Here is a 4,310-nt window from a genome sequence, read left to right as displayed (position 1 = left end):
CGCCGTTCGCGAGCATCAGCGCGCCGGATACGAGGCGCAGGCTGCCGAAGCTGGCCGCGTCGATCCGCCCGGCCTGCAGCGCGAGTCGGCACAGCAGCGAATTCGACGCGAAGGCGAGCATCGCGACCGACGTCAGCGCGACGACGCGCACACCGGGCCGGACATGCAGCGCGAAGGCGGAGGCGGGCGGTCGCATCGCGGGCCTCACGCGTGGCTGGCGACGATCAGCACGGCTGCGCCGAACAATGCGACGCCGAGCGGCGCGGTGAGCGCCTGCCCCCACGACGCATTCTTCTCGAGGGCCATCAACGCGGCGAGCGCCAGCATCCAGCCGAGACTGCCAACGCCGACGACGAACATCAGCAGCATCAGCGCCCAGCAGCAGCCGATGCAGAAAAGCCCGTGGCTGACGCCGAGCGCAAACGCGTGACGCATCGGCGTGCGGCCGCGCCAGCGGCTGATCACGAAACTGAAGGGTGTGCGGCACCGGTCGAGGCAGTGCGTCTTGAGCCCGCTGAACTGGAACGCGCCGGCGAGCGCGAAGACGGCCGCGCCGATCAGCCAGCCGCGCCATGCAAGCGCCGGCACCCGCGCGACACCCGTCAGCAGCAGCCCGTGCAGGCCATGTGCGACGAGGCCGAAGCCGCTCCACGTAGCGACGTAGCCGATGCCGACGAGCGCGAGCAGGCGCGTCTGGTCGGGGCGGCTGGCGACGACGCGGGCGAACGCGTCGAACAGCGACAGCGTCGTCGGCAGCATCATTGCGAGGATCATCAGCGTCCAGCCGGCCGCAGCAAACGCGGCCGGCAGCCACAGCGTGCCGCCGGGCAGCGCACGGCAAAGCGCGCCAAACGGTTCGGCCAACGCGCTGTCACCGTGGTCGAGGTACCGCCCGTACGGACTGCGCGTCCACGCCCACAGGGTGAGCCACGCGAACGCGACGAGACTCGCGAGCACGAGCGGAAACACGCGCCGGTGCAGCGACGCAGCCATGACCGTTGGCGGGCGATCGCGCTTCACGCGTCGAACAGGAACGTGCTCTGCAGCGCGTTGTGATTCTTCAGGTCGACGTCGATGCCGATCGCCGCATTCTTCGACCGATAGACGGGCGCCTTGCCGACGAACACCGGCGCGCCGGGCACCGTCGAGAACACGGTGTCGGTCAGCGTCGTCTGCGCGCCGCTCGGGCCGAGGTAGGGCTCGAGTTCCGCGTGGTAGTCGGTGCCGATCGACAGCGTGCCGCGCGCCCCTTCGACATTGAACGTGATGGGGGCGCGTTCGACCGATACGACCTTGCCGATCAGTTTGGCGAGGTCGGCGATCGGGCCGCCGGCCTGGCCCGTGTAGACCTTGAGCAGCGCCTGCTCCTGCGCCTCGGACGCCGTGTCGCTGAGATAGATCGCAGCCGTCCAGTTGCCTTGCAGGATGTTGCCCGGCACGCGACACACCGCGGCGATCGTGTTGCCGCCCACGTCGACGCCGTCGATGGTGCCCTTGTCGACATGCCACGCGACGATCGTGTCGCAGACGCCGAAATCGGGGTCCTCGCCGATCCAGCACGGGCAGAGTACGCGACAGTTGCAGACCTCGAGCAGACGGCCTTCAAGGTGATAGCTCATGATTCCCTCCAGGGGGCGACGGCGAATGCACGTTGGGCTGGGGGAGGAAGCTGACTGACGAATCGTCACCCCGCTCGGCGATGCGAACGCGAAATGCGCTGAGGAATGCGCGGAAGCGGAGACGGGATGGATGCGATAGCGCGGGCCTGAAGCGGCGTATCGATTTTCAAGTGTAGGTGCGAAGGGCCGATATGCAAGCCGTCGCATGCCGCGACACCGGCTGACAAGCCAGCGCGCGTGCGCTAGCATCGCGATCGGTGTCGCCGCGAGACGGCGGCCGATGCGCGACAGCGCGGCAAGCCCGGCACCGGGTTCCACGACTTCAACGAACAACAAGGAGCATCCATGCGTGTCTTGACCGGTCTGCTGTGCTCGCTCGCGCTGGCGGCGAACGTCGCCCATGCGCAGGCGAATTGTGCCGATGCGACGGATCAGGCGGCGATGACCGCATGCGCCGATCGCGCATACAAGAAATCCGACGGGGAACTGAACCGGACCTACCAGGCCGTCACCGCGCGCCTGCGCGATGCGCGGCCGCTCGCCGACAAACTCGTGAATGCGCAGCGTGCGTGGATCACGTATCGCGATGCCGAATGCAACTTCTCCAGCGCGAACGCCGAGGGCGGCAGTGCGTATCCGATGGTCGTGTCGACCTGCCTCGATGATCTGACGAAAGCACGCACCGAAACGCTAAAGGGCTATCTGTCGTGCGAGGAAGGCGATCTCGCGTGCCCGGTGCCGGCCAGGTAAGCGAGGGGCGCCGCCCGACCGGGCGCATGCCGCGCGGCCGGTGGCGCCCGCCGTCCATCCGCTGCCAGGCGTCGTCCGTTACACGTCGTCCGTTTCGTCGAGCAGCTTGTGCCGCATCGCGTAACGCACCAGCGCCGCTTCGTGCGGCATCTGCATCTTTTCCAGAATCCGCGTCTTGTACGTGCTGACCGTCTTCGCGCTCACGCACAGCGCGTTGGCGATCTCGGTCAGCGTCTGGCCGGCGGCGATTCGTCGGAACACGTCGAATTCGCGGTCGGACAGCCGCTGGTGCGGCAGCGTCTCGGCCGGCTCGTTCAGGCTCTGCGCGAACTGCTCGGCCATCGCGAGGCTCACGTAGACGCCGCCCGATGCGACCTTCGTGACCGCGCCGACCAGCTCGGCGCTCGCGCTTTCCTTCGTCAGGTAGCCCGACGCGCCGGCGCGGAACGCGCGCACCGCGTATTGCTGCTCCGCGTGCATGGTCAGCACGAGGACCCGCAGCGCGGGCTTCTCGTCCTTGATCTGCTTGATGAGTTCGACGCCGTTGCGGCCCGGCATCGACAGGTCGAGCACGAGCACCTGCGCGGGCGTGGCGCGCACGAGCGCGATCGTCGACGGGCCGTCGCAGGCTTCGCCGGCCACCTCGAATCCGGTGGCGTTCTGGAGGATGTGCCGCAGACCGTCGCGTACGAGCGTATGGTCGTCGGCGATGAGCACCTTGATCATGTGATGAGCGTTTCCTGTTGGACGGTACTGAGCGGGAACGCGACGGTGATCGAGAAACCGCGCGCGAGCGCGGTGTCGATCGTCACGGTGCCGCCCAGCATGTGGGCGCGTTCGCGAATGCCGATCAGGCCGAACGATTTGTCTTCGTGGGCCGGGCCGCCGGGCGCCGAGCCGCGGCCGTTGTCCGCGACGCGCAACACGCAGAAGCCTTCCTCGACGTCGAGCCGCAGTGCGACGCGCGTCGCATCCGCGTGGCGCGCGACGTTCGTCAGCGCTTCCTGGACGATCCGGAACAACGTGGTCGCGCCCGCGCTGGTGAAGGTGAGGCCGCCGGTTTCGATGTGCCGTTCGACATCGATCCCGTAGCGGTTCGTGAAATCGTTCGCGAGCCATTCGATCGCCGGCACGAGGCCGAGATCGTCGAGCATCACGGGTCGCAGGTCGGCCGCGATGCGCCGCACCGACGCGACCGTCGCGTCGATCAGCCGCCGCATGCCCTGCAGGTGCGTCTGCACGTCTTCGTCGGGTTGCGTGCGGCCGGGCACGCGCAACTGCTGCTCGACCACCGACAGATCCATCTTCAGCGCGGTGAGCTGCTGGCCGAGGTCGTCGTGCAGTTCGCGCGCGATGCGGGTCTTTTCCTCTTCGCGCACGTTCTGCAGGTTCGCCGACAGTTCGCGCAACTCCTCACGCGACAGCTTCAGCGCATTCTCCGCACGCTGCCGCTCGGTGATGTCGCGCAGCATCACCGTATAGAGCTTGCCCGACGCGTCGCGGATCTGCGAGATCGACGCTTCGATCGGAAACTCCTCGCCGTTGGCGCGCAGCCCGAACAGCACCCGCTGGCGGCCCATCTGCCGCTCGGACACGCCCGTCACGCCGAACTGGTCGACGTGCTTCGCGTGCGCGGCGCGGAACCGCTCGGGGATGAAGCGCGACAGCGGCGCGCCGATCGCCTCCATCGCGGACACGCCGAACACCTGCTCGGCCATCGGGTTGAAGATCACGACCGTCTGCTTTTCGTCGATCGTGATGATCGCCTCCATCGACGAACGGATGATGCCCATCATCCGCGCCTCGTTGAGGATGCCGCGGCTGCTCGCGCCCGAATCGGCGGCGCCGGAACGGCCGCGCAACAGCGCATGGACGAGCACCGCGAACGCGATCGACGCGATCAGCCCGGCGGCGAGCACGGTGCCGGCCGCGCGTTGCGCG

5 protein-coding genes and 1 pseudogene are annotated in these 4,310 nt (G+C 68.1%); 1 reads left to right on the top strand and 5 read right to left on the bottom strand.

Annotated features, from left to right (window positions below):
• From G3N99_RS35715 to G3N99_RS35705, 3 genes and pseudogenes are all read right to left on the bottom strand, one after another.
• Positions 1–196 (bottom strand): annotated as a pseudogene (locus G3N99_RS35715) (EamA family transporter); the annotation flags it as partial.
• 8 nt (positions 197–204) lie between these two features.
• A complete protein-coding gene (locus G3N99_RS35710) occupies positions 205–993 on the bottom strand; it encodes a DUF2182 domain-containing protein (protein WP_174985198.1) in 789 nt (262 codons plus the stop codon).
• Positions 994–1,016: 23 nt separating this feature from the next.
• Positions 1,017–1,619: a DUF1326 domain-containing protein gene (locus G3N99_RS35705; RefSeq protein WP_174935336.1), complete on the bottom strand. Its 603-nt coding sequence runs from the start codon at positions 1,617–1,619 to the stop codon at positions 1,017–1,019.
• Positions 1,620–1,964: 345 nt separating this feature from the next.
• Between G3N99_RS35705 and G3N99_RS35700 the strand changes: the two genes are divergently transcribed.
• Positions 1,965–2,369 (top strand): lysozyme inhibitor LprI family protein, encoded by a 405-nt coding sequence (locus G3N99_RS35700; RefSeq protein WP_206124706.1) that lies wholly within the window; start codon positions 1,965–1,967, stop codon positions 2,367–2,369.
• A 78-nt stretch (positions 2,370–2,447) separates the two neighbouring features.
• Here the strand turns inward: G3N99_RS35700 and G3N99_RS35695 are convergent, their stop codons facing one another.
• Positions 2,448–3,095 carry a response regulator transcription factor gene (locus tag G3N99_RS35695; RefSeq protein ID WP_006483707.1) on the bottom strand — a complete coding sequence of 216 codons (648 nt, stop codon included), beginning with the start codon at positions 3,093–3,095 and terminating at the stop codon, positions 2,448–2,450.
• Positions 3,092–4,310: PAS domain-containing sensor histidine kinase (locus G3N99_RS35690; RefSeq protein ID WP_241012019.1), on the bottom strand; the 1,219-nt coding region annotated here is incomplete at its 5' end. The genes G3N99_RS35695 and G3N99_RS35690, both read right to left, overlap by 4 nt.

Source organism: Burkholderia sp. Ac-20392 (assembly GCF_017104585.1).
Classification (GTDB): Bacteria; Pseudomonadota; Gammaproteobacteria; order Burkholderiales; family Burkholderiaceae; genus Burkholderia; species Burkholderia lata.
The sequence above is the reverse complement of the archived record's forward strand: the minus strand, read 5'-3'. Positions and strand labels throughout refer to the sequence as shown.

Excerpts from the sequence above, each read along its gene's own strand:
- G3N99_RS35710 (WP_174985198.1), bottom strand. The coding sequence starts at position 993 with ATGGCTGCGTCGCTGCACCGGCGCGTGTTTCCGCTCGTGCTCGCGAGT.
- G3N99_RS35705 (WP_174935336.1), bottom strand. The coding sequence starts at position 1,619 with ATGAGCTATCACCTTGAAGGCCGTCTGCTCGAGGTCTGCAACTGTCGC.
- G3N99_RS35700 (WP_206124706.1), top strand. The coding sequence starts at position 1,965 with ATGCGTGTCTTGACCGGTCTGCTGTGCTCGCTCGCGCTGGCGGCGAAC.
- G3N99_RS35695 (WP_006483707.1), bottom strand. The coding sequence starts at position 3,095 with ATGATCAAGGTGCTCATCGCCGACGACCATACGCTCGTACGCGACGGT.